General features: G+C 69.3%; 21 protein-coding genes. 13 read left to right on the forward strand and 8 right to left on the reverse strand.

All coding sequences use genetic code 11. From position 1 onward, the window contains the following. Positions 1 to 3 precede the first annotated feature (3 nt). On the forward strand, positions 4 to 333 hold the full coding sequence (locus tag WBA97_RS19615) for a DUF3099 domain-containing protein (protein ID WP_424232306.1): 330 nt from the start codon (positions 4 to 6) through the stop codon (positions 331 to 333). Here WBA97_RS19615 and WBA97_RS19620 read toward each other — a convergent pair. Then, complete coding sequence (locus WBA97_RS19620) at positions 320 to 1204, reverse strand: carbohydrate kinase family protein (RefSeq protein ID WP_424232307.1); 885 nt, start codon at positions 1202 to 1204, stop codon at positions 320 to 322. The genes WBA97_RS19615 and WBA97_RS19620 overlap by 14 nt on opposite strands. A gap of 50 nt (positions 1205 to 1254) precedes the next feature. Here WBA97_RS19620 and WBA97_RS19625 point away from each other — a divergent pair, with 50 nt between their 5' ends. The 3 genes from WBA97_RS19625 to WBA97_RS19635 are packed head-to-tail and all read left to right on the forward strand — an operon-like array spanning position 1255 to position 3801. After that, positions 1255 to 2067 (forward strand): ABC transporter permease, encoded by an 813-nt coding sequence (locus WBA97_RS19625; RefSeq protein ID WP_424232308.1) that lies wholly within the window; start codon positions 1255 to 1257, stop codon positions 2065 to 2067. Next, positions 2060 to 2854, forward strand: coding sequence for an ABC transporter permease (locus tag WBA97_RS19630; protein ID WP_424232309.1), 795 nt, complete (start codon positions 2060 to 2062; stop codon positions 2852 to 2854). Before WBA97_RS19625 ends, WBA97_RS19630 begins: the two co-directional genes overlap by 8 nt. Beyond that, complete coding sequence (locus WBA97_RS19635; protein WP_424232310.1) at positions 2851 to 3801, forward strand: ABC transporter ATP-binding protein; 951 nt, start codon at positions 2851 to 2853, stop codon at positions 3799 to 3801. Before WBA97_RS19630 ends, WBA97_RS19635 begins: the two co-directional genes overlap by 4 nt. 25 nt (positions 3802 to 3826) lie before the next feature. On the opposite strand, the gene WBA97_RS19640 is transcribed toward WBA97_RS19635, so the two are convergent. The 4 genes from WBA97_RS19640 to WBA97_RS19655 are packed head-to-tail and all read right to left on the reverse strand — an operon-like array spanning position 3827 to position 8151. Beyond that, a complete protein-coding gene (locus tag WBA97_RS19640; RefSeq protein WP_424232350.1) occupies positions 3827 to 4738 on the reverse strand; it encodes a pseudouridine-5'-phosphate glycosidase in 912 nt (303 codons plus the stop codon). Between the two features lie 14 nt (positions 4739 to 4752). Continuing rightward, the gene (locus WBA97_RS19645) at positions 4753 to 6651 is read right to left on the reverse strand and encodes a M48 family metallopeptidase (protein WP_424232311.1); all 1899 of its coding nucleotides are present in this window, start codon (positions 6649 to 6651) and stop codon (positions 4753 to 4755) included. Next, on the reverse strand, positions 6648 to 7244 hold the full coding sequence (locus WBA97_RS19650; RefSeq protein WP_424232312.1) for a LemA family protein: 597 nt from the start codon (positions 7242 to 7244) through the stop codon (positions 6648 to 6650). Before WBA97_RS19650 ends, WBA97_RS19645 begins: the two co-directional genes overlap by 4 nt. Before the next feature lie 58 nt (positions 7245 to 7302). After that, the gene (locus WBA97_RS19655) at positions 7303 to 8151 is read right to left on the reverse strand and encodes a sporulation protein (protein ID WP_424232313.1); all 849 of its coding nucleotides are present in this window, start codon (positions 8149 to 8151) and stop codon (positions 7303 to 7305) included. A gap of 6 nt (positions 8152 to 8157) precedes the next feature. Here WBA97_RS19655 and WBA97_RS19660 point away from each other — a divergent pair, with 6 nt between their 5' ends. Continuing rightward, positions 8158 to 8394, forward strand: coding sequence for a DUF3039 domain-containing protein (locus WBA97_RS19660; protein WP_424232314.1), 237 nt, complete (start codon positions 8158 to 8160; stop codon positions 8392 to 8394). Between the two features lie 110 nt (positions 8395 to 8504). Here WBA97_RS19660 and WBA97_RS19665 read toward each other — a convergent pair whose 3' ends face one another. After that, positions 8505 to 9578 (reverse strand): YihY/virulence factor BrkB family protein, encoded by a 1074-nt coding sequence (locus WBA97_RS19665; protein WP_424232351.1) that lies wholly within the window; start codon positions 9576 to 9578, stop codon positions 8505 to 8507. Between the two features lie 196 nt (positions 9579 to 9774). On the opposite strand from WBA97_RS19665, the gene WBA97_RS19670 reads away from it, so the two are divergent. From WBA97_RS19670 to WBA97_RS19700, 7 genes are all read left to right on the forward strand, one after another. Next, positions 9775 to 11517, forward strand: a complete 1743-nt coding sequence (locus tag WBA97_RS19670; protein WP_424232315.1) for a DEAD/DEAH box helicase — start codon at positions 9775 to 9777, stop codon at positions 11515 to 11517. Positions 11518 to 11964: 447 nt separating this feature from the next. Next, positions 11965 to 13095, forward strand: coding sequence for a sugar ABC transporter substrate-binding protein (locus tag WBA97_RS19675; RefSeq protein WP_424232316.1), 1131 nt, complete (start codon positions 11965 to 11967; stop codon positions 13093 to 13095). A 71-nt stretch (positions 13096 to 13166) separates the two neighbouring features. Continuing rightward, complete coding sequence (locus WBA97_RS19680) at positions 13167 to 13940, forward strand: ATP-binding cassette domain-containing protein (protein ID WP_424232317.1); 774 nt, start codon at positions 13167 to 13169, stop codon at positions 13938 to 13940. A 27-nt stretch (positions 13941 to 13967) separates the two neighbouring features. Next, positions 13968 to 15401 (forward strand): sugar ABC transporter permease, encoded by a 1434-nt coding sequence (locus WBA97_RS19685; RefSeq protein ID WP_424232318.1) that lies wholly within the window; start codon positions 13968 to 13970, stop codon positions 15399 to 15401. A 67-nt stretch (positions 15402 to 15468) separates the two neighbouring features. Continuing rightward, entirely contained in the window at positions 15469 to 16605 is a 1137-nt protein-coding gene (locus WBA97_RS19690) for an ROK family protein (RefSeq protein ID WP_424232352.1), read from the forward strand. A gap of 33 nt (positions 16606 to 16638) precedes the next feature. Continuing rightward, on the forward strand, positions 16639 to 17118 hold the full coding sequence (locus WBA97_RS19695) for a MarR family winged helix-turn-helix transcriptional regulator (protein ID WP_424232319.1): 480 nt from the start codon (positions 16639 to 16641) through the stop codon (positions 17116 to 17118). Between the two features lie 12 nt (positions 17119 to 17130). After that, positions 17131 to 17361 (forward strand): hypothetical protein, encoded by a 231-nt coding sequence (locus tag WBA97_RS19700; protein WP_424232320.1) that lies wholly within the window; start codon positions 17131 to 17133, stop codon positions 17359 to 17361. A 146-nt stretch (positions 17362 to 17507) separates the two neighbouring features. On the opposite strand, the gene WBA97_RS19705 is transcribed toward WBA97_RS19700, so the two are convergent. Further along, positions 17508 to 17696 (reverse strand): DUF7455 domain-containing protein, encoded by a 189-nt coding sequence (locus WBA97_RS19705; protein ID WP_424232321.1) that lies wholly within the window; start codon positions 17694 to 17696, stop codon positions 17508 to 17510. Positions 17697 to 17969: 273 nt separating this feature from the next. Between WBA97_RS19705 and WBA97_RS19710 the strand changes: the two genes are divergently transcribed. Further along, positions 17970 to 18764 (forward strand): EamA family transporter, encoded by a 795-nt coding sequence (locus WBA97_RS19710; RefSeq protein WP_424232353.1) that lies wholly within the window; start codon positions 17970 to 17972, stop codon positions 18762 to 18764. A 186-nt stretch (positions 18765 to 18950) separates the two neighbouring features. Here the strand turns inward: WBA97_RS19710 and WBA97_RS19715 are convergent, their stop codons facing one another. Further along, on the reverse strand, positions 18951 to 19529 hold the full coding sequence (locus tag WBA97_RS19715; protein ID WP_424232322.1) for a DinB family protein: 579 nt from the start codon (positions 19527 to 19529) through the stop codon (positions 18951 to 18953). Positions 19530 to 19540: the final 11 nt, after the last annotated feature.

Genomic DNA, 19540 nt, shown 5'->3' on the forward strand with positions numbered 1-19540 from the left:
TGGATGTCTGGAGGTGGTGTCGTGAAGTCCGAGCGGGACGACACCCCGGTTCTCATCACCGAGGCAGCGCCGTCGTACGAAGACGAGTACGCCGCGCGCAAACGCAAGTACCTGACGATGATGCTGCTGCGCCTGCCGTGCCTGGTGCTGGCGGGCATCTTCCACGAAACGTGGTGGCTCGCGCTGACGTTCGTGGCGATGTCGATCCCGCTGCCGTGGATCGCCGTGCTGATCGCGAACGACCGGCCGCCGCGCAAGAAGGAACAGGTCAACCGCTACGAGCGGACACCGATGGCGCTGGAGAAACGGGACCACCCGGTCATCGACGGTTGACGGGGCCGGGCTGCGCGCCCACCTGGCCAACCGCCATGGCGCCGAGGCGTACGCCTGCCAGCAGACAGTCCTCCGGTGCCTTGCCCGCGAGTAGTTCCGACAGCAGCCCGGCGTCGAACGCGTCGCCTGCACCGGTCGAGTCCACGCAGTCGCCCGGCGCCGCCGGCACGGACACGATGCCGTCCTTGTCGACCCAGCTCGCCCCGGCCGGGCCCGTGGTGACCGCGACCGCGCCGACGGTGCCGAGCAGTGTGGCCGCACTCGCCGGGTCGCGGGAGCCGGTCAGCACGGCGAGCTCGTCGAGGTTCGGCAACAGCACGTCCACGTCGCGCAGCTCCGTCAGGAACAGCGCGGGGTCGGTGATCAGCGCCGCCGCCTGTGGGTCGACCGACGTGGTCAGACCGGCGTCGTGCGCGGCCGCCAGCATCCCGAGACCTGCCTCGCGGGTCTCCTCGTCGAGCAGCACGTAGCCGGACAGGTGCAGGTGTCGCGCGTCCCGCAGGAGCGCCGGATCGAGGTCGGTCGCCGCGAGGTTCTTGCCCGCGCCTCGGTCGGGCAGCATGCTGCGCTGCCCGTCGCCGTCGACAAGAACCACGACGCAGCAGGTCGCGGCGTCATGGTCAATTGTGAATGCGCACCGCACCCCGGTAGTGGTTAGCTCCTCGGATGCGCGTCGCCCTGCCACGTCGTCGCCCACCCGAGCCACCAGCACCGTCTCGATCCCGCAGTACGCGAGCCATGCGGCCGTGTTCGCGCCGGCCCCGCCGGTCGTGAGCGCGATCTTCGCTCTGGCGTCGCCGCCGTGCACGATCGATCCGGCATGAGCGGCGACCACGTCCAACGCGACGTCGCCAACAACCACGATGCCCACGCCGCTCCCATCACCGTGCACCAGGACGAACAAGATCGGAGGCTAACCGCGTGCTCACGACCGGCACCCTCCGGGTGCTAGCCGCGCTCGCGGGCGCGGAGTTCCGGCGCTACGTGACCTACCGCCAGGCAACCTTCGCGGGCGCCTTCACCAACACCGTCTTCGGCTTCGTCCGCTGCTACACCCTGCTGTCCGTGGCGGCCGTGACCGGGAGCATGGCCGGCTACGACGCGGCCCAGCTGGTCGCGTTCGTGTGGGTGGGGCAGGGACTGCTCGCGGTCGTCAACACCTGGGGCCACCAGGAGCTGCCGGAGCGGGTGCGGACCGGGCAGGTGGTCGCCGACCTGCTGCGGCCGGTGGACCTGATGGCCGCGTACGTCGCCGCCGACATCGGGAGGGCCGGGCACGCGATGCTCACCCGGTTCGTGGTCCCGGTGGTGGTCGGCCTGCTGGCGTTCGACTTCTACCTGCCCGCGCACGCGTGGACCTACCCGTTGTTCGCCGTGTCGGTGCTGCTCGCGGTGCTGGTGTGCTCCGCGTGCCGGTACCTGGTGGCGCTGTCCGCGTTCTGGCTGCTCGACGTGCGTGGCCTGCAGATGGTGTGGATGGTCGCGTCCGGCGCGGGCAGCGGGCTGTACTTCCCGATCACCGTGCTGCCGGACTGGCTCGTGGTGGCGCTGTGGGTGGGCACCCCGTTCCCGTCGCTCCTGCAGGCGCCGGTGGACGTGCTGGTCGAACGGGACGGCGGGGCCCACGGGCTGCTGCTGGTCGCGGGACAGGCCGCGTGGGTGCTGGTGCTCGTGGGAGTTGGGCGGGTCGTGCAGCGGCATGCCGTGCGGCGGCTGGTGGTGCAGGGTGGCTAACGCCTACTCACGGCTGCTGGTCGCGCAGATCCGCAGCCAGACGCAGTACCGCTTCTCGTTCGGCGTCGACCTCTTCTTCTCGACCGTGCTCACCTCGCTCGACCTCGTGACCGTGTGGGTGCTGTTCTCGGTCAACAACAGCCTCGGCGGGTTCGGCGGCCGGGAGGTGCTGCTGATGATGGGCATCGCCGCGCTCTCGTTCCCGCTCGCGGACCTCGTGGTCGGCAACATCGAGCGGCTGCGGGCCTTCGTCCGCTCTGGGCTGTTCGACGCGGTGCTGCTGCGGCCGCTGTCGCCGCTGTGGCAGCTGGCCGCGATGGACTTCGCGCCCCGGCGGGTCGGCCGGGTCGTGCAGGGCGCGGCGATCTACGTGGTCGCGTTGCTGATCGCTCCCGTCGCATGGTCGCCTGCGGTGTGGGTGATCGTGGTGCTGGCGCCGCTCGCCGGGGCACTGTTCTTCGGCGCGGTCTTCGTCGTGTTCGCCACCGTCGCGTTCTGGTGGATCGACTCCGGCGAGATCGCGAACGCCTTCACCTACGGCGGCAAGGACGTCTCCGCCTACCCGATGACCGTGTTCGGCGGCTGGTTCCGCCGGTTGTTCGCCTACGGGCTGGGGTTCGCGTTCGTCTCCTACCTCCCGGCGCTCGCCATGCTCGGCAGGTCCGACCCGCTCGGGGCGCCGGACTGGCTGCGCTGGTGCTCGCCGCTGACCGCGTTGTCCGTCGCCGTACTCGCCGGGTGGTTCTGGCGCACCGGCGTCCGCCACTACCGGAGCACAGGATCGTGATAATCCAGACTTCTTTGTTACGCAAGGACTTCACGGTACGCAAGAAGGCGGGCCGGTTCCGCAGGACGCGGACCACGGTGTCCGCTGTGGACGGTGTGACGCTGTCGGTCGCCGAGGGGGAGATGCTCGGCTACATCGGACCGAACGGCGCGGGCAAGTCGACCACGCTGAAGATGATGACCGGGGTGCTCACCCCGTCCGGTGGCACCCTGTCGGTCTGCGGGCTGACGCCGGTACCGCAGCGCACACAGCTCGCGCGGCGGATCGGCGTGGTGTTCGGGCAGCGCTCGCAGCTGTGGTGGGATCTGCCGCTCGCGGAGTCGTTCACGTTGCTGCGCCACGTGTACCGCGTCCCGGCCGCCGACCACGCGGCACGGCTGGCGTACTGCAGGGCCCTGCTGGACCTGGACTCCTTCCTGGACACTCCCGTGCGGCAGCTCTCGCTGGGACAGCGGATGCGTGGCGAGCTGACCGCCGCCCTGCTGCACGGCCCGAAGGTGCTGTTCCTCGACGAGCCGACGATCGGGCTCGACGTGCTGAGCAAGCAGGCCGTCCGCGGGTTCCTCGCGGAGCTGGGCGAACGCGGTGACACGACGGTCGTGCTCACCACCCACGACCTCGCCGACATCGAGAAGCTGTGCAAGCGTCTCGTCGTGATCGACCACGGCAAGGTCGTGCACGACGGGACTCTCGAGGAGCTGCACGCCACCTACCGGTCGAAGCGGCGGGTGGTCGCGGACCTGGACGCGCCGTGGCCGGACGGGCTGACGCTGCCCGGCGCCGCGGTGGAGGCCGTGGAGGGCACGCGGGTGACGCTGACGCTGGAGGGCGCGACCGCAGGCGAGGTCGTGGCGCGGCTGGCGCAGGCGGTGCCGCTGCGGGACCTGTCGGTGCGGGAGCCGGAGATCGAGGACGTCGTCGCGAAGCTGTACGGACAGGCCAGGTGACGAGCTGATCGCCGCTACGCGGACTTCAGAGCCGCGTCAACACGACCGCCACCTCCGCCGCCAGGGCGACGTTCGACAGCACCAGGGCCTCGTTCGCGTCGAGGCTCACGCCGTCGCTCGCGGTGTGGAAGTGTTCCAGCAGGACCGGGGTGACGTCGCCGCCCCGGACATCCTCGCTCGCCACCTTCGCCATGCCCTCGGCCAGCAGGCGGTCGTGTAAGGCGCGGTCCATCTCGTTGGCCGTCGGGATCGGGTTCGCCAGCAGCAGGCCGGAGCCGGGGCCCTGTGTGCGGTGCGCCGCGACCACGGCCGCCGCCTCTTCCGGGGTGTCCACTCGCCACGGCACCGGGAACCGGGACTCGCGCCGGTAGAACGCGGGGAACGAGTTCGTGCGGTAGCCGATGACGGGTACCGACCTGGTCTCCAGCACCTCGATCGTCGCGCCGATGTCCAGTACCGACTTCACTCCCGAGCACACGACGGTGACCGGGGTGGTGGCGAGCACCTCCAGGTCCGCAGACACGTCCCACGCCTTCACCTCACCCGGCGCCGGCAGGTGCACGCCGCCGAGCCCGCCGGTGCCGAACACCGGGATACCCGACGCGTACGCGATCACCGACGTGCTCGCGATCGTGGTCGCGCCGTCGCGGTTCAGCGCGATCGCCGGGCCAAGGTCCCGTGCGGACAGCTTTGCCAGCTCCGCGTCGGGTGCGCACACGCGATCCAGCTCGGCGGCGGTCAGGCCGACGCGGATCTGCCCGTCCAGCACCGCGATCGTCGCAGGCACGGCACCCGCCGCGCGGACGGCGTCCTCGATCGCGGTCGCCACCTTGCGGTTGCGGCCCGGCGGCAGGCCGTGCGCCAGGATCGTGCTCTCCAGCGCCACCACGGCGCGGCCGTCGGCCTGCGCGGCCAGGACCTCCTCGGCGACTCGCATGTGGTCCCTTCCGGTCACGGGGTCACTTCCTCCGGCCGTGCGTCGGCGAGCGGCGGAAGCGGGCAGTGGAGCAACGCGCACACGGTACGCAACAGCTCGATCTCCGACACGGTCATCACACCGTCGTGCCCGATGACCGTCACCATGCCGGTCACCAGATACTGCTTCTCCGGCCCGTCGAGACCGTCGAGCACGGGCCACACGCTCTCCAGCGCCGAGGGCGGCACGGGCGCGAACGGCAGCGGCTGTCCCGGCACCACCTGCGCGAGCCCGGCACGGTACGCGTGCTCCGCCTGCCCCTGGCTGCCCGCCGCCGCGAGCACCGCGAGCAGCTTCGCCGCGGCCTGGTCGATCGCCTGCCGCGGCGCGCGCCGCCCGGCCCACGGCGAGGTGTGGTGCATCGACTCGTACAGCTCGCGGTGCAGCAGCCTGGACAGGCAGTACTCGTGCAGATCCACCTGCCCGTCGGCCTGGGCGAGGGCGTGGATGCACGCGAGGACCGCGTCCTGCTGCGGGCGCGGGCGCCGCCGCAGCACGGGGAACGCCAGTTCGGCGAGCGGCAGCCGCAGCACCGGGTGCAGCGACGCCAGAGCCTGCGCGTCCTGACCGGCCGCGTGCGCGACCGCGGGTCCGAACCGGCTCGCGACGATCGCCTGCTGCGCCGCGCGGGTTCGGGGGTCCTCGGCCATCAGCAGGCCCATGACCAGCGGCATGACCGTGTCCGGGTGGCGTGCACGGTCCAGGAACGGCGCCGGGATGGCACTGATGATCGAACCTGCCCGCTGGTGCGCGTCCGACCTCGGCACCGCGGCGGTGCCGATCGACGCGACGACGGCCGCGGCCTGGACCGGCATGGGCGCGTTCGGCGGCGGCAGTGGCCGTTCACCGGGTGGCGCGAGACCCAGCGCCTCGTCCTCGGCCATCCCGTTCGGTGGCAGCGCCCGCCACCGCGCGGACAGCTGCGCGAGCTGTGCCGGGTCGAACGTCGGGTCGAGGGTGCGGATCCGCTGGTCCAGCGGCGGGTGGGTGGCGAACCACGACACGAAGCCCTCGCCGAACAACATGTGGCTGACGTCCTCGGACCGCTTGTCCCGCAGCTTCGAGCCCTCGGTGATGCCGCCGATCTTCTTCAGCGCACCGACGAGCCCGCCGGTCTGCCGGGTGTACTGCACGGCGGACGCGTCGGCGAGGTACTCCCGCTGCCGGGACACCGCGGCCTTGATCAGCCTGCCGAAGAACACCCCGATGTAGCCGACGATGATCAGCACGAGCCCGATCAGCGGCAGCGGGTTGCGCTCACCTCGCATCGAGATCAGGATCCGGCCGAGGATGGCGAGCGCGAGGATGCCGAACAGCACGCCCATCAGCCGGATGTTGAGCCGCATGTCGCCGTTGACGACGTGGCTGAACTCGTGCGCGATGACCCCTTGCAGCTCGTCGCGGTTGAGCCGCTCCAAGGCACCGTGCGTGACCGCCACCGCCGCGTCGGCGGGGGTGAACCCGGCGGCGAACGCGTTGATGCCGTGCTCGTTGGGCAGCACGTACACCTCGGGTACCGGGGTGCCCGACGCGATCGCCATCTCCTCGACGACGTTCCTCAGCCTGCGCAGCCGGGGGTCGGTGGTGTTCTCCGGTACGAACATGCCGCCGAGCGACCGCGCGACCTTGCCGCCGCCGCCGCGCTGGAGCGCCAGCATGCGCAGGAACGAGGTCAGCCCGATCGCGACGATCAGGAACAGGCTGAGCCCGATCATGATGTTCATGGTCGATTCCGCGGTCTGCTCGTTGAGCCCAAGCAGGAGGAACGCGATCAGGTCGACGACCACGACCAGCGCGATGACGGCGACGATGAACAACACGACCAGACGGCGCGACGACTTGCGGACGTCCTGCTGCCGTTGGAAGAAGTTCATTCGTCGCCGCCAAGCGAGATCTGCGGCGCGGCGCGGCGCACCGGGTCGTCCAGCTCGAGGTAGGCGGCCGGGCCGAAGGAGAACATGTTCGAGATCAGGTTCGACGGGAACGTGTCCTGCTTGTTGCGGTACACCATGACCGCGTCGTTGTAGGCCTGCCGCGCGAACGCGACCCGGTTCTCGGCCGAGGTGAGCTCCTCGGCGAGCTGGCGCATGTTGTCGCTGGCCTTGAGCTCGGGGTAGTTCTCGCTGACGAGGAAGAACTGGCCGATGCTGCCGGTCAGCGCGTTCTCGGCGCCCGCCAGCGCGGCCATCGCCTTGGGGTCGGCAGGCGCGGCGTGCTGCTTTGCCTGGATGGCCGCGGTGCGTGCGTTGACCACCGCGGCCAGCGTGTTCTGCTCGTGGCGCATGTAGGCCTTGGCGACCTCGACCAGGTTGGGGATCAGGTCGTGGCGCCGGGTGAGCTGCACGTCGATCTGCGCGTACGCGTTCTGGTAGTTGTGCCGGGCCCGGACCAGCGAGTTGTACATGACGACGATCGACGAGACGACAAGCACGACGATGGCGACCACCGCCACCAGCAGCCACACCACGGTGCGCTCCTCCCTCTGCGGTTCGCCCAGGATACGCAGGCAGGAGGTCCGTGGCAGGTCAGTCGAAGATGCCTCGCGGCTTGGCGACCTCGTGCAGCCAGCCCTCGATCTGCTGCTCCCAGTTGGTGCGCCCCAGCGCCGCGTACTCGACGACGAACGTGCCGAGCCGCGACTGCGCCCGCCCGCCGAGCCCGCCACCCTTGAGCACCCGGACCCGCTTCCGCACGTCCAGGACGACCTGCACGTCCCTCGGCCGGGCGAGGAAGGAGATCGCGACCTCGTCGAACACGTTCGCGAAGGCGGGAGACGGGGTGAAGTTGATCTCCTGGAAGAACGGCAGCTGCTGGTCGACCCCGTCGACGCGGTTCTTCACGAGGGTCGCGTCCCGGAACTTGAACCCGATGCGCGTCATCGCGTCGAGGATCCGGTGCTGCGCGGGCACCGGCTCGATCGGGATCGCGTCAACGTCGTGCGGGTCGACCACGGTCCTTGCCAGGTTCAGGTTCGTCTGCAGCCCGACCGCCATCCCGGTCAGGTACTTGCCGAACACCGTGGTCACCGGGGTCTCCCACGCCATCTGCAGCTCGAACGGGACCTTGATCTGCGCGCCCGCCCGCACCAGCTCCTTGCCCGCGAGCTGCACGTTCTGGAAGGGCAGGTCGGCGGTCTCGCCTTCCCCATGCTCGACCCTGGCCAGCAGGGTCACCGACAGCGACTCGACCTCCTGGTCGATCTGCCCGCCGACGAGGATGACCTCTCCGTGCAGCGTGCCACCGGGCCGCACGTGCCGGTCGAGGATGCGGGCGTCGATCGTCGCGCCACCCTGGCCGAAGCTGGCCATCACCTTCTGGAACATGCGGGCATCCTGCCAGCAGATGAGCGGATCCGGCGTGATTTCGGGCATCATTGCACCGTGAGTACGCAGACGTTGCCAGAAGTCGATACCCAGGACACCACGGGTGACGACACCCCGAAGATGTTCCACTACGTCCGCAAGGACAAGATCGCCGAGAGCGCGGTGACGGGCACCATGGTGGTGGCCCTGTGCGGCGAGGTCTTCCCCGTGACCCGCTCACCCAAGCCCGGCTCCCCGGTCTGCCCGGAGTGCCAGAAGATCTTCAACAAGCTTCCCCCGGGCGGCGACGCCTGATCGAGGCCCGTGAGGCGACGATGCCGCGAAAGGCACGCCCGGGACGCCCCGGACGGACCTTTCGGGGCACAGGGCACACCCGAGCACAAGCCACCGAACGGACTGGGCACCTACCCGCCCTGCTGAGGCCCGGCGTCCTGACCGGCGGATTCCTCGGAAACAGGCTGTGGCGAACCGGATGGCGGGGTATCCACCTTCCCGTTGGGGCTCGCGGGTTCTGCAGCGGCGACCCGGTTCATCTCCAGCCGCCGCCATCGCCGCCGCTGTCGGCGGGTCATCCGAGCAGGCCACATCTCCTGGATCGCGGCGTTGAAGTAGGCCCCGAGCACGATCGCGAGCCCGATGAAGAACGCGAACAGCAAGAACGCGATCGGGGTGGCGAGGGCCCCGTACGTATAGCCGGTGGTGGTGATCCACGAGATGTACAGCCGCAACCCGATGCTGGACAGCAGGAACACGACCATCGCGAGCATCGCGCCGGGCAGTCCCCGATGCCATGGCAGCTTCCTGGGCAGCGCGAGCTTGTAGAGCGTCGCGAGTGCCAGCACGAGCATGATCCCCAGCGCGGGATAGTAGAACGTGTTCACCCAGTACGAGATCTCCGGCCGCCAGGTGGACGGGAACAGCTTCGGCAGCAGGTCCGGTCCGAGCGCGACGATCGGCAGCCCGATGACCAGCAGCACGAGCGCGGCCAGATACAGCATCAGCGCGAAGATCCGTTGCCACACCTCGTTGCGCACGCCGTACTGGTCGTGGGCGACGGTGATCGCGTCGACGAACGAGGACATCGCCGACGAGCCCGCCCACAGCGACAGCAGGAAGCCGAAGGTGAGGATCTCGCCGCGCCCGTGACGCAGAATGTCGTCGACGGTGGGTTTGATGATGTCGTCGACGACGTTGCTGCTGAACGCGGTCTGGGACCACTCGATGATCGAGGTGTGTACCGACTCGATCACGTCACTGCCGAACCACTGGGCGACGTAACCGAGGCTGCCCAACAGACCGAGCAGCAGCGGCGGCAGCGACAGGACCTGCCAGAACGCGGCCTCGGCCGCTTCGGAGAACAGATTGCCGCCCCATGCCTTCGCCCATGTCCGCTTCAGCAGCCGGAGCGGCCCGCGACGTGGCATGGCTCCGGTCTCCTGCGCCGCGTTGCGCGTCGGGTGCGGTGGCTGGGGGGTCATCTCAGGGTCAAGCATGGTCCATCGTCTTGCCGTTGGCGCGATAGTCCCCGAGATCGTGACCTGCGTGTCGCAGCGAACACCGAGTCGCACCGCACCCCGCCGAGTCGTCAGAGGTAGAGTCAGCGCCGCCCTCAACGTCGCCCGCTGAGGGCTTCGTTGTGCCAGGAGTGCGTCCAGGGGAGGAGCTGCCGGACGAATGACATCGGTGCAGGGGACAGAAGAGGCGGCGGAGCAGGCGGTTGCGCCGGGGGGCTCTCGACCGCTGCGCGCGTGGCAGCGGCGGGCGATCACCAAGTACCTCACGGTGAAGCCGCAGGACTTCCTCGCGGTCGCGACGCCGGGTGCGGGCAAGACGGTGTTCGGGCTGCGGCTGGCGGCCGAGCTGCTCGCGGACCGGGTGGTCGAGCGGATCACGATCGTGACGCCGACCGAGCACCTCAAGTACCAGTGGGCGGGCGCGGCGGCCGCGGCAGGCATCTCCATCGACCCGAACTTCCGGAACTCGGCGGGCGCCACCGCGAGCGACTACCAGGGTGTCGCGGTCACCTACGCGCAGGTCGCGGCGCACCCGCCGCTGCACAGGGTGCGCACCGAGCAGCGCAAGACGCTGGTGATCCTCGACGAGATCCACCACGGCGGCGACGCCAAGTCGTGGGGTGACGGCATCCGGGAGGCGTTCACGCCCGCGGTGCGCAGGGTGGCGTTGACCGGCACCCCGTTCCGCAGCGACGACTCGCCGATCCCGTTCGTGTCCTATGAACCGGACGCGGGCGGGTTCATGCGCAGCAAGGCCGACCACACCTACGGGTACTCGGACGCGCTGGCCGACGGCGTGGTCCGGCCGGTGATCTTCCTGGCGTACTCGGGTGAGGCGAGCTGGCGGACCAGTGCTGGCGAGGAGTTCACCGCGCGCCTCGGCGAGCCGATGACCAACGAGCAGACGGCCAGGGCGTGGCGGACCGCGCTCGACCCGGAGGGCGAGTGGATCCCCGCCGTGTTGCAGGCCGCCGACCTGCGGCTCGCGCAGCTGCGGCAGAGCGTGCCGGACGCGGGCGGGCTGGTGATCGCGTCCGACCACATCTCGGCGAAGGCGTACGCGAAGTCCCTCACACAGCTCACCGGACGCGAACCGGTCGTGGTGCTCTCCGACGATCCGAAGGCGTCCAGCCGGATCGCGGAGTTCTCCGACTCCGACGACCGCTGGCTGGTCGCGGTGCGGATGGTCTCCGAGGGCGTCGACGTGCCCCGGCTGGCGGTCGGCGTGTACGCGACCAGCGCGTCCACCCCGCTGTTCTTCGCGCAGGCCGTCGGCCGGTTCGTGCGTGCGAGAAGGCCGGGGGAGACCGCGAGTGTGTTCGTGCCGAGTGTGCCGGTGCTGCTGGAGCTGGCGAGCCAGCTGGAGGCGCAGCGCGACCACATCCTCGGCAAGCCGCACCGGGAGAAGGACGGCTGGGACGACGAGCTGCTCGCGGACGCCAACCGGCAGAAGGACGAGCCCGGTGAGGAGGAGAAGGCGTTCACCACGCTGTCCGCCTCCGCCGAGCTGGACCAGGTGATCTACGACGGTTCGTCGTTCGGCACCGCCGCGTTCGCGGGGTCGGAGGAGGAGCAGGAGTACCTGGGGCTGCCCGGGTTGCTGGAGCCCGACCAGGTGCGTGCGCTGCTGCGGCAGCGGCAGGCCAAGCAGGTGGAGGACCGGTCGAGGCGGGCGGCGACCGAGCAGGCCGCCCAGCCACCGGCGCGGTCGCAGTCGATGGCCGAGCGGCTGACCGGGTTACGCAAGGAGCTGAACACGCTCGTCGCGATGTACCACCACCGCACCAGCAAGCCCCACGGCATGATCCACAGCGAGCTGCGCCGCGTGTGTGCCGGGCCGCCGACGGCGATGGCGTCGGTGGAGCAGCTCGAGGAACGGATCGCAACCCTCCGCTCCTGGTAGCCATGCCCAGGAAGGCGCCCTTCGAGACGTTCAGCGTCCCGAAGGGCGCCTTCCTGGCATTCCGGGGCCGGGGGTTTCGCAACTTTCGGTAATCGTGTTCCTGGGGCGTCGTCCGCGTCGGCCGTGCGGGGGTGGTACCGCCCTGTGGTGCTTCTTCGCTGGTTAACGGCTTGCCATGAGACGCGCCTATCCGGTGAATGGCACGCGGGGAGCTTGGTCCACTCGCGTGGGCGGGTCCGCGCGGCTACGCTTCGTGCTCGGTGCGTATGCCTGCGCCGTTCTTCACGTCGATGACCGGCAGATGGCCGGTTCGTTGCCAAACTGTGTCGTGAGAGGGCCCCCGCGCGGCTTCCCTCGCCAGGCTTCGCAGGCATATGTTGTGCACCGCAACATTTCGGCTTGGGTTGGCATGACCGCCACCAGACCGACCGTGAAGGGACCGTTTGTATGCGCAGTAAAAGGCTTGCTCTCCTCGCCGCGGGGCTGGGTCTGACCCTTGCCGTGTCGGCCTGTGGTGCCAACCAGGAGTCACCCCAGAGCAACGACGACCAGGATTCCGGCAGCTCCTCGACGGGCGAAGGTGTCCCGGTCGGCGTCATCCTGCCCGAGACCGCGTCGTCGGCGCGGTGGGAGGGCTTCGACAAGCCCATGATCGAGGAGGCCCTGCGGGCGGAAGGTCTCGACCCCCACATCGAGAACGCCCAGGGCGACGTGCAGAAGTTCGCCACGCTGGCCGACGGCATGATCAACGACGGCGTCAAGGTCCTGATCATCGCCTCGATCAACAGCGAGCTCGGCGGCACCGTCGCGCAGAAGGCCAACGCTCAGGGCATCCCGACCATCGACTACGACCGCCTGAACCTCGGCGGCAGCTCCGACTACTACGTGTCGTTCGACAACGTGAAGGTCGGCGAGCTGCAGGGGCAGGGCATGGCAGACGCGCTCAAGGCCAAGCCGAACGGCGCGCAGGTCATCGAGATCGAGGGGGCGCCGACGGACAACAACGCCACCCTCTTCTACAACGGCCAGCAGAACGTCCTCAAGCCGCTGTACGAGTCGGGCAAGCTCAAGCTGGTCCGCTCGCAGCCGATCGACAACTGGGACAACCAGGTCGGCGGCACCACGTTCGAGCAGATCTTCACCTCGAACGGCAGCAAGGTCGACGGCGTGGTCGCCGCGAACGACGGCCTCGCGGGCGCGGTGATCACCGTGCTGAAGAAGTACCAGCTGAACGGCAAGGTCCCCGTGACCGGCCAGGACGCCACCGCGGACGGCCTCAAGGCCATCCTCACCGGTGACCAGTACATGACCGTCTTCAAGCCCATCAAGGAAGAGGCGGAGGCCACCGCCAAGCTGGCCGCCGCGCTCGCCAAGGGCGACAAGGCCGCCGCCGACAAGATCGCGACCGACGAGAGCGACGACCCGACCGGCAAGCGCACGGTCAAGTCCGTCCTGCTCGAGCCGTTCATGATCACCAAGGCCGACGTCAAGCGCGTCATCGACGAGGGCTACGTCAAGGCAGAAGAGGTGTGCACCGGCGAGACGCAGGCCGCCTGCACGGAGCTCGGCATCTCCTGACCCTGTTTCAGCCCGGGCCGGCCGCATCCCCAAGCCACAGGGGGCGGCCGGCCCGAGCAGGAGGAAACCCCATGAGTGAACCCCTTCTCGAGCTGATCGGGATCAACAAGAGCTTCGGCCCCGTCAAGGTGCTGCACGACGTCGACTTCACCGTCCGGGCGGGTGAGGTCACCGCGCTCGTCGGCGACAACGGAGCCGGTAAGTCCACGCTCATCAAGTGCGTGGCCGGGATCTACCCGATGGACTCCGGCGAGGTCCGCTTCCGCGGCGAGCCGGTCACCATCCACAGCCCGAAGGAAGCCGCGAACCTCGGCATCGAGGTCGTCTACCAGGACCTCGCGCTGGCCGACAACCTCGACGTCGTGCAGAACATGTTCCTCGGCAGGGAGCGTGGCTCCCGGTGGCTGATGGACGAGTCGAGCATGGAGAAGTCCGCGCGCGAGACGCTCGCGTCGCTGTCGGTGCGCACGGTGAAGTCGGTGCGCACGCCGGTCGCCGCACTGTCCGGCGGGCAGCGGCAGACAGTCGCCATCGCCAAGGCCGTGCTGTGGGACTCGAAGGTCGTCCTGCTCGACGAGCCGACCGCGGCGCTGGGTGTCGCGCAGACCCGTCAGGTGCTCGACCTGGTCCGCCGCCTCGCCGAGCAGGGCCTCGGGGTCGTGCTGATCAGCCACAACATGGCTGACGTGTTCGAGGTCGCCGACCGGATCTCGACGCTCTATCTCGGCCGCATGGTCGCCGACCTGCCGGTCAAGGAGACCACGCACAGCCAGGTGGTCGAGCTGATCACCGCGGGCCGCTCCGGCGACCTCGGTCTCGCCCGCCCAGAGCAAGTCACCCTCTAAGCTCTTCTCACCCGAGGACCCCCTCTCATGACCGAAACCTCCGCCAGGGCCGAGACGCCACCCTCCGGCAACGCGATCTCCGACTTCGGCATCGACACCACCTCACAGTCCACCGGCGAGGCGATCAAGGACTACTTCGCAAGGCTGCGCGGCGGCGAGCTGGGCTCCCTGCCCGCTCTTCTGGGGCTCGCCGTCCTGGTGATCATCTTCTCGGCGCTGTCGGACAACTTCCTGACGCTCAACAACACGGCGAACCTGATCGCGCAGGGTGCCGGTCAGATCATCATCGCGATGGGGCTGGTCTTCGTCCTGCTCCTCGGTGAGATCGACCTGTCGGCCGGTACCGCGTCCGGCGTGTGCGCCTCGGTGATGGCCATGCACTACGTCGAGTCAGGCAACCTGCTCGGCGGCATGGGCACGACCGTGTTCTGGGTGTTCGAGCTCGGCATGCTGCTGGCCGCGCTGCTCGCGCTCGTCATGCGGATCTGGGCGGGTGCGGTCTTCGCGCTCGCCGCGTTCGCCATGGCGCTGCTCGGTGTCCCGCCGAACGCGTGGCTCGAGATGCTGCTCGCGGTCTGCGTCGGCGCGGCGATCGGCTGCATCAGCGGCTTCATGGTCTCCAAGATCGGCATGCCGTCGTTCGTGGTGACGCTGGCGCTGTTCATCACCTGGCAGGGCGTGATCCTGCAGTTCATCGGTCAGGGTGGCGTGCTCGGCATCCGCTCGTCGCAGGTGCTGTTCAACGTGGCCAACGGCAACCTGTCGGTGTTCGGCAGCTGGCTGCTCTGCCTGATCGCGGGTGGCGGCTACGCGGTCGTGGTTCTCGGCGAGCACGTTTCGCGCCTGCGCAAGGGCCTGGTCACCAAGCCGACGCCGATCGTCGTTGGCCGGGTCGCGATCGTGGGTGCCATCGCGGTCATCGCGACCGTCCTGTTCACGCTGAACCGCTCGCCCAACCCGGACCTCGTGACCATCCAGGGCGTGCCGTACGTGGTGCCGATCATCCTGGGCCTGATGGTCATCGGGACCTTCGTGCTGAACCGCACCCGCTACGGCAGGCACATCTACGCCGCGGGCGGCAACGCGGAGGCCGCACGCCGTGCGGGCATCAATGTGAGCAAGATCCGTGCCAGCGTTTTCGTCGTTTCCTCCGCCACGGCCGCGATCGGTGCGATCGTGTACTCGTCGAAGGCGGGGTCGGTCGATCCACAGGCCGGTGGCCTGAACACGCTGTTGTTCGCCGTCGGCGCGGCGGTCATCGGTGGTACCTCGCTGTTCGGTGGCCGGGGCAAGGTCGCGCACGCCGTGATCGGTGGTCTGGTGCTCGCGACCGTGAACAACGGCCTCGGGCTGCTGGACCAGCCTGCCGCGGTGGTCAACATCATCACCGGCCTTGTACTGCTCCTGGCGGCCTCGGTCGACGCTCTGTCTCGCCGGAGGGCCGCCGTAGCATCACGCTGACCGGACAGGAGCGAGGGGTTTGACCAGCACACAGTCGGGCACGCCCCTTGGCGCCCGGCCCGACGAGGTGCGCAGGCACAACCGCACTGTCCTGTTGAGAAGGTTGCACGTCGACGGCCCGTGCACGAGGGCGTCGCTCGCGGCCGAACTCGGGCTCAACCGCAGCACGATCAAGGCGCTGGTGGACGGGCTCGCGGAGTCCGGTGTCGTCGAGGAACGGGTGCCCCGCCTGCGCAGCGGCGCGGGGCGCCCGTCGCTCCTCGTCCTGCCGCAGGCACACGCCGCGGTGGTGCTCGCGGTGGACGTGCGGGTCGACCAGGTGGCGATCGCGCTGGTCGGTCTCGGCGGCGAGATCCTCGGCCGCAACAGCTGGAACCTGCGGGTGCGGACCCGCGAGCCGGAGGAAGTGGTCACGCACGTGGTCGACTCGGCCATCGTGCTGGCGGCGGACATCGACGTGACGATGGTCGCGGCCGGGGTGTCCGTGCCGGGCGTGGTCCGCCGCTCCGACGGGCTCGTGCACGAGGCGCCGAACCTGCACTGGACCGACGTGCCGCTCGGCGAGCGGCTGGCGTCGGTGTTCGACATGCCGGTCGTGGTCGGCAACGACGCGGAACTTGGCGCGCTGGCCGAGCACCTGCGTGGCGCGGCCCGGGGTTCGTCGGACACGGTGTACGTGTCGGCGGATGTCGGGGTCGGCGGTGGCGTGATCTCCGACGGGTCGGCGCTGCGTGGCACCGCCGGGTACGTCGGCGAGCTCGGCCACATGATGGTCAACCCCGCGGGCAGGCCGTGTTACTGCGGCAGCAAGGGCTGCTGGGAGACCGAGGTCGGTGAGCCTGCGCTGTGCAGGGCGCTCGGGCTACGGGAGGGCGCGCCGCGTGGGGCGGTGGTCGCCGAGCTGCGGTCGCTCGCCGCGTCGCCCGCGCAGGTCCGGGAGCGGCTGGCGGAGTTCACCGAGTGGCTGACCGTCGGGCTCGTCAACGTGGTGAACGTGCTGGGCCCGGAGCTGGTCGTGCTCGGCGACCTGTTCACGGCCCTGCCCGCGACGCTGATCTCCGATGTGGCACAGGAGGTGCGGCGGCGCAGCCTGGTGAGCCGCGCGGTGGGCGGGACCCGGATCGAGGTGTCGACCCTCGGCGCGGACTCGACCCTGCTCGGTGCGGCCGAACTGGCCTTCGAACCGGTCCTCGACGCAGTATGACAGTGCTTATATAAGTGCTGTTATATTCGATGGATGTCCGATCCCACCGAAGACAGCATCTGGCGTCCCGTGCGGTTGTTGCTCTCGCGCATGGACGACGACATCGCCCGTCTGTACGCCGGTACAGAGATCAAGCCGACGTATGTCATGGAGCTGCTGCGGTTGCACTTCCTCGGCCCGATGACCATCCGTGAGCTGGCCGAATCCGTGCACCGGACCCACTCGGCGCTCAGCCAGAAGGTGGCGGCCATGAAGGCGGCCGGCCTGGTCGAGGTCACCAAGGGCGCCGACGCACGCAGCAAGAAGGTGACGCTCACCCCGGCCGCGACCGCGATGGTCGGCAGGCTCGCCGCGGAGTGGCGGGCCACCGAGGCGGCGGCCGTGGAACTGGAGGCTGAGCTGCCCTACCCGCTCAGCCGGGTGATCGCCGACATGGAGGCGGCCCTGTCCCGCAGGAGCTTCCACGACCGGATCGCGGCGCGGCTCGCCGAGGACCCGGCGTGGCAGCGGTGACATGGCGCTGAAGTGGCACTGAAGCACTCGTTGGTCGACCTCGGCCCGCTGCGCACGGTCCCGGTGTACCGGTGGCTGTGGTTCGGGCAGACGGCCTCCGGGTTCGGCAGCCAGATGACGCTCGTCGCGGTGCTGTTCCAGGTGTGGGACGCCACCGGGAGCGCGATCTGGACGGGCGCGGTCGGCATGGCGCAGGCCCTGCCGCTGATGGTGTTCGATCTGTTCGCGGGCTCGCGCTCGTGAGCGGCGGACTGGCCTGTGTGGCGCTCGTCGCGCTGATCGGGGTGGTCACCCCGGGCCTGCGCCGCTTCCGCTTATAGACGAGGCGGGACCCGCCGTCCGGGTCCCGCCTCGTCGAAGTCGCTGTTCGGTTGTGGGTAACGCCGTCGTCAGGCCTGCTGGCCCTGCTGCAGGTCCGCTTCCAGCTCCTTCAGGCGCTCCTGGTGCTTCCGGGCATGGTGGCCGCAGAAGAGAAGCTCGCCACCGGAGGGAAGGATTGCCCGTACCTGGGCGGCGGCACCGCAGCGGTCGCAGCGGTCAGCAGCTGTCAGGTCGGGGCGGGTGAGCGTCGTGTTCATGGCAATTCTCCCTCCGTCCCGGCACCCGGTTGGCCCGGATGCCGCGTTCGGCTGCGATCACTGCTGACGCGGTGTCGCTGCCTCTACTCTCTCAGACGTTTTCCTCCACGTCAGTGTTCCCGCACAGAGTGAGAGATCGCTGGACACACGATTTAACCCAGTTGCCGTATTCGGCTTCCCGCATCGCAGGATCATCTGGTGAGCCCCGTTGGTCGTGTGCTAAGCGCTCGGCGCATCCCCGCGCCGTTACTCTTCGTGATCGGCGGCGTGTCCATGTACTTCGGCGCCGCGGTCGCCGTCTGGCTCTTCGACGTGGTGAACCCGGCGAGTGTCGCGTGGCTGCGACAGCTAGGTGCCTCGGTCGTCCTCTTGGCATGGCGGCGGCCGGGACGTGCGGCCTGGCGTGGGAAAGTCTTCTGGTTGGCTGCTCTGTACGGAGTGGTCACCGCCGTCATGAACGTCGCGTTCTACGAAGCACTCCACCGGTTGCCGCTCGGCACGGCGGTCGCTCTCGAGTTCGTCGGACCCGTACTCGTCGCCGCGTTTGGATCACGCTCCGTGCGCGATGTCGGCGCGTTGTTGCTCGTCGTGTTCGGCGTGGTGCTCATCGCGGACGTCAGATGGGCTGGGAGCACGCTGGGAGTCTTGTTCGCTCTCAGCGCAGCGGTGCTGTGGGCCGGATACATCGTGCTCAGCAAACGTGTCGCATCTCTCGGCCTCGGCGTGGACGGTCTCGCGGTCGGGTTCGGCGTCGCGACGGTGCTTTTGTCCCCTTTGGCCATTGGTACCGGTCCGGTATGGACCTCGCCGTGGTTGCTGGTCATGGGCGTCGGGGTCGGTGTGCTGTCCACAGTGGTTCCGTACGTGCTCGACCAGATCGTCCTGCGGCGTACCGGGCAGGCCTCGTTCGCGCTGCTCCTGGCGCTACTCCCGGTGACCGCCACGGTGATCGGGCTGGTCGTGCTGCGTCAGGTGCCGAGCCTGCCGGAGGCGCTCGGAATTCTCGCGGTGGTAATAGGTCTCACAATGCGAACCCGCGATCGGGAGCCGTTTCCAGAGCCCCTCTAGATGGAATCAACCCTGGTTCAAGTCGTAGGCACGCGGGCCACCTCGAACCCGTCCCGAACCCCCAACTCACCACTCCCGAACCGAAGACTCGCGGGTCCCGAACGGAAGACTCGCGCGAACCTGCGCGAGTCCTCGGTTCGGGACCCGCGAGTCGGCCGTTCGGGACTCGCGAGTTGGGGGTTCGGGTTAGGTGGTGGGGGGTTGGGGGTGCCAGGGGGTCAGCCACGGGGATGGTGGCCAGTTCTCTGCGCCGGCCAGGAGTTCTATGCCGGTTGCGCCGTCGATGGACTCGCGGATGATGTCGGCGTGGCCCGCGTGGCGGGCGGTCTCCTCGATGAGGTGGAGGAGTACCCAGCGCACCGACCACGCCTTCAGGTCCTTCGGGAACCATGGCTGGTCAGGTACCGGCACCGCGCGGCCGAGGTCGTCGATCTCCGCGATGGCCGCCTCGGTCTCGGCGCCCGCGGCGTCGAGACCGGCGAGCAGGCTCTCGAGGGTGTCCGACTCCGACAGGTCGAACTGCTGGTTGTAGGAGTCCTCGCCCGAGGGCTCCGGCCCGCCGGTCACCCGGATGATCCACCCGCGCTCGGTGAACGCGACGTGCTTGAGCAGCGCGCCGACCGACAGAGCACTCGCACTTGGCGTGGCACGCAGCTGCTCCTCGGTCAGGCCGTACGCAGCGTGCTTCAACACCCGCCGTTGCTGGGCGAGGAACCCGAGTAACCCGGACCGTTCGTCGGGCACCGGGGGAACGTTCGCGTCCAACCGATCTACCT

The sequence above is a fragment of the Actinophytocola sp. genome, from assembly GCF_049647105.1.
Classification (GTDB): domain Bacteria; phylum Actinomycetota; class Actinomycetes; order Mycobacteriales; family Pseudonocardiaceae; genus Actinophytocola.

Excerpts from the sequence above, each read along its gene's own strand:
- WBA97_RS19615 (WP_424232306.1), top strand. The coding sequence starts at position 4 with ATGTCTGGAGGTGGTGTCGTGAAGTCCGAGCGGGACGACACCCCGGTT.
- WBA97_RS19640 (WP_424232350.1), bottom strand. The coding sequence starts at position 4,738 with ATGCGAGTCGCCGAGGAGGTCCTGGCCGCGCAGGCCGACGGCCGCGCC.
- WBA97_RS19645 (WP_424232311.1), bottom strand. The coding sequence starts at position 6,651 with ATGAACTTCTTCCAACGGCAGCAGGACGTCCGCAAGTCGTCGCGCCGT.
- WBA97_RS19655 (WP_424232313.1), bottom strand. The coding sequence starts at position 8,151 with ATGATGCCCGAAATCACGCCGGATCCGCTCATCTGCTGGCAGGATGCC.
- WBA97_RS19665 (WP_424232351.1), bottom strand. The coding sequence starts at position 9,578 with ATGACCCCCCAGCCACCGCACCCGACGCGCAACGCGGCGCAGGAGACC.
- WBA97_RS19670 (WP_424232315.1), top strand. The coding sequence starts at position 9,775 with ATGACATCGGTGCAGGGGACAGAAGAGGCGGCGGAGCAGGCGGTTGCG.
- WBA97_RS19675 (WP_424232316.1), top strand. The coding sequence starts at position 11,965 with ATGCGCAGTAAAAGGCTTGCTCTCCTCGCCGCGGGGCTGGGTCTGACC.
- WBA97_RS19680 (WP_424232317.1), top strand. The coding sequence starts at position 13,167 with ATGAGTGAACCCCTTCTCGAGCTGATCGGGATCAACAAGAGCTTCGGC.
- WBA97_RS19685 (WP_424232318.1), top strand. The coding sequence starts at position 13,968 with ATGACCGAAACCTCCGCCAGGGCCGAGACGCCACCCTCCGGCAACGCG.
- WBA97_RS19695 (WP_424232319.1), top strand. The coding sequence starts at position 16,639 with ATGTCCGATCCCACCGAAGACAGCATCTGGCGTCCCGTGCGGTTGTTG.
- WBA97_RS19705 (WP_424232321.1), bottom strand. The coding sequence starts at position 17,696 with ATGAACACGACGCTCACCCGCCCCGACCTGACAGCTGCTGACCGCTGC.
- WBA97_RS19710 (WP_424232353.1), top strand. The coding sequence starts at position 17,970 with ATGTACTTCGGCGCCGCGGTCGCCGTCTGGCTCTTCGACGTGGTGAAC.